This window comes from Nostoc sp. CHAB 5715 (assembly GCF_020829685.1).
Taxonomy (GTDB): Bacteria; Cyanobacteriota; Cyanobacteriia; order Cyanobacteriales; family Nostocaceae; genus Nostoc.
The window spans coordinates 1-3,493 of sequence record NZ_JAIVFR010000816.1 but is presented as its reverse complement, the minus strand read 5'-3'; the positions used below and the strand labels follow the sequence as shown (position 1 = coordinate 3,493).

At 40.1% G+C, this 3,493-nt stretch carries 3 protein-coding genes; all 3 read right to left on the bottom strand.

Annotated elements, in window-relative coordinates; translation table 11 throughout:
• Positions 1-218: 218 nt before the first annotated feature.
• The 3 genes from LC574_RS31805 to LC574_RS31795 all read right to left on the bottom strand — a co-directional run bounded on the left by LC574_RS31805 (position 219) and on the right by LC574_RS31795 (position 2,662).
• Positions 219-1,166, bottom strand: a complete 948-nt coding sequence (locus LC574_RS31805) for a DUF3445 domain-containing protein (RefSeq protein ID WP_229457552.1) — start codon at positions 1,164-1,166, stop codon at positions 219-221.
• Between the two features lie 313 nt (positions 1,167-1,479).
• Positions 1,480-2,034, bottom strand: a complete 555-nt coding sequence (locus LC574_RS31800) for a methylmalonic aciduria and homocystinuria type D protein (RefSeq protein ID WP_229457551.1) — start codon at positions 2,032-2,034, stop codon at positions 1,480-1,482.
• Between the two features lie 421 nt (positions 2,035-2,455).
• Positions 2,456-2,662 (bottom strand): glycogen debranching protein, encoded by a 207-nt coding sequence (locus tag LC574_RS31795; protein ID WP_229457550.1) that lies wholly within the window; start codon positions 2,660-2,662, stop codon positions 2,456-2,458.
• Positions 2,663-3,493: the final 831 nt, after the last annotated feature.

Sequence of the window (3,493 nt, the reverse complement as noted above, 5' to 3'; positions counted from 1 at the left end):
CATACAGCACTTGGGTTTGAACCTTTATTTTTTAACATTATGGTCAGAAATATGTATTTTGCCTGAAACTCCTGCGTAGCAAGGATTATATGTTTTTACTCTGGTGAGAGTGATTAAAGAGCGATAAAAATACTAGAAAAATGTTTAAATTTTAGGCGGTCACTGAGCCTACCGAAGTGTGGGGTAAGCCAAACCAATATAAAAAGCGCAGCAATATTTCAAGCATCCCCTAGCCACTCCAAAATACTAGCTTTTCTCTCTAGCAAACCCTTGTATATTAAAGCTTCTGGGGTCATTGACTGAATCGCAGCATAAAGCTTAGACCGTAACGCTGGGTCTTTTTTAACCACACCACAATCTCTAAAGTAAGTACGAATAGTAAACAGCGCGGCTTCATACTCTGGTAGCCCCCAAATCACTTGTCGCTCAATTCGCAGATAAAGTCTGGGATGCTGCGGATCAAAGTTTCTACCTTGCCATTGCTTAACTGACACACCAGATGGGGGTTCGGGATGGTGGTTGAGACGGGTGTCGGTACTCAAACCCCAAGCAAAGCGCACCATCGGTTTTTGGGTAATCATTGTATTAGCGATCGCACCTGCACGTCGATTAATTTTTTCCATACCAGCCACAGGTGCATGTATCGTAGCAAAGTCCTTGCCAATTTTATCCTGGGCTGACCAGTGATTGGGATAGCAGAGATGAACTGCACTCAGCCAGTTGCTACCATCAGCAGAACGGCAAATAATTGTTAGGTCTTCTTGTACCTGAGCTGCTAAAGCATCAAGGGTAGAGGCGTAAGCTGGAACAACTGAGCTACCCTCAACTTGCTGTAATTGCAACTCTGCATCTAAATAGAGGGTTTCTTTGGTAAGTTGGCTGTGGAATTTCAGGGTGTTATCTATTGACTTTTGGCAGTTAAAGTGATGTGGGTGTTCTTGAGCGAGGCGATTAATCATTAAACGAGCGATCGCACCTGCCACAGCTTTAGAATAATTGCAGGTTTGATAGTACTTGCTCAACCGTTCCCCACGGGCTAAAAGTTTAGCTTGACGGTAGTGGGCAAAGTTATCATCAATTTGAAATACCTGCCGATCAGCCTCAGTGTTACCAAAACAGGAACCAAAAGCCATCATCCCCGGCTTTACTTCGTAGCGTCCACTCATCAGAGGGAAATAGCAAGCCGCACTATTAGAGGCTTCGACTGTCCTAGCTTCCTGGAACAAGTTATCTAAAAACACAGATTTTATTATGCCTGTTTTTTATTCTCCTCATTTCCAATATATAAAAGGAAAAGGCAGTTCAGGGAGAAATAACCAATAACTAATGACCAATGACCAATACTTCGACTACGCCCTTACTTCGACGCCGCCCTTCGGCTACCAAGAGGACAAGCTCAGTACAAGTCGGCTACCAAGAGGACAAGCTCAGGACAAGCTCAGTACAAGTGACCAATGACCAATGACAAATGACTAATGACTAATGACTTTCTCTCCACCCATGCATAGCTGCTATGCCTTTTGTAACCCATTCGATCGCAATTGGAGGAGCTTCTGATATCAAGATGCTAGGATAAACTGCTGCACCCCAGTCGGGATGAATTAACACACGGCACTGATTTTTAATCATTGGATAGTTGAGCAAAGCTTTGACAACTGCTGTGTCATCGTGAGGGATTGCTCCAGGATGAGACAGTAAAGGATAGCCTGTACGAGGGTCGATTAAGTCAGTTAAATAGCCGCGATCGCGCAGATTAAATGCCAAATCGCAGCCAAATCTCATAAACTTTTCTCGCAAGCGTTCTTTTTCTGTCTCTACTTCTGCTGTTTTTTCGACTAATTGATAACGCGATTGCTGTAAGACAATCACTACTCGTAAAAATGGTTGCCGTTTCCAATCTGGTAATATCCGTTCGCAGTTGGCACAGATATATTGACTGGGAGCATGAATTGAAATTTGAACCGCTTGTCCCGTTTCGCCAACTAAATTAATGGGACAGGCTTGCTCCGAAGTGTAAACCTTGGGATAGTTCACTAAATTGATTCGGTTTTGGCAAGTTTTTTAATTTAATCTCCGGTATAGATGATACCTCTTAAAAGTTCAGAAAAATCATCAATTTACTATAATATGTTACTTTTTTGGAAGCAGTTGCTAATAATTGGATAATTTTAATCCGAATTTTATCCTTTATTAACCTGTTCTCATGGAATTTGTTGCGATCGCTGTAAGCATTGACATACATTCAGCATCTGGTAGACAAGCGATCGCTCCTAAAATCTCTTCGATCAAAATCCCAAAAAATAATCTCCATCTCAGAGAATTTGCAGTAAGGTTGCACAGTTAGCTGTGCGACCCTACAAGGATTCATATTAATCTGTGGTTAGTTGTTTTTTTCTGTACCTTACCTTTGCTGGAACCGTTATAAGCTATGCAGTCTACTTTCGATAGCACTCAATTAATTGAGTTTTAAAGAATTCACCGGCACATCATCCCAAGAATTAACCGTCCGCAATCGCGCTACCCAACCTGCTGCCTTTTGCGTCTCGGTCAAATTATTCTGAAATGAATCATGGCAATCTTTGGCTTGAGATTCATTGCAAGTGGCAATACAGGCATGAATCATCCCAGACGAATCAATTTGCTCATTTACCCAAATAGTCATGGAATATTCCCTCGAAAACTGTAGCGAAAAAAGCTATTCGTCATTTTAGAATACTATTAGAGTCAATCAATTTTGGATTTTGGATTGCCGATTTTGGACTTTGGCATGAGCGCGGCTCAACTGAGCGAGCGCCGAATGTCTCAGTCGAACTATTTTGGATTTATTTTGAATTTTGAATTGTTATCTCCTCTTTCGTAGCGACGGCGGTAGAGTAATTCTAACCCACATTCCGCACCCTAACTATCATAAAAGGGTTTTTACAGAGGATTTTACTCTCTAACAAGAGTAAAATCTTACCTATTTTGCGTAAATGATCATATTTTTTACCGAATCTAAGTGAGATTTAGATTCTCAATAAGATGCAATAAATATCAGCTTTTGATTGATAGATAAAAAATTATGATTTATACGATATCTCTGCAATTTACTTATGGAATATCAATTAAAAATTCAAAAAATCTGTGACTATTAAACTTAATTAATAGCTTTTATAAATACATTTATAAATATCTATTTGCGTCCAAACCACAAGTTTTAAGCGTTCCGTGCATATACATACTTTTTGACTTTGGCTTGGCTCAACAGTCTATTAATAGTAACTATTCTTATTAAGTTTTAAAAGACTACTCCCGGCTATAGTTCATCAGTACTATTCAATGAGAATTAGTTAAGTCCTAATGAACTATGAATCTGGATGTAGAGACTAGCCCTGTCAAGGTGACAAATAGCCGGATAATAATACCATGCGATCGCAAACTAAAAAGTAACGGAGGGTATGGTGAATGCTGGGTGCAATATTTGAGCGTTTTGTCAAACAGAGTCCAATTAGTG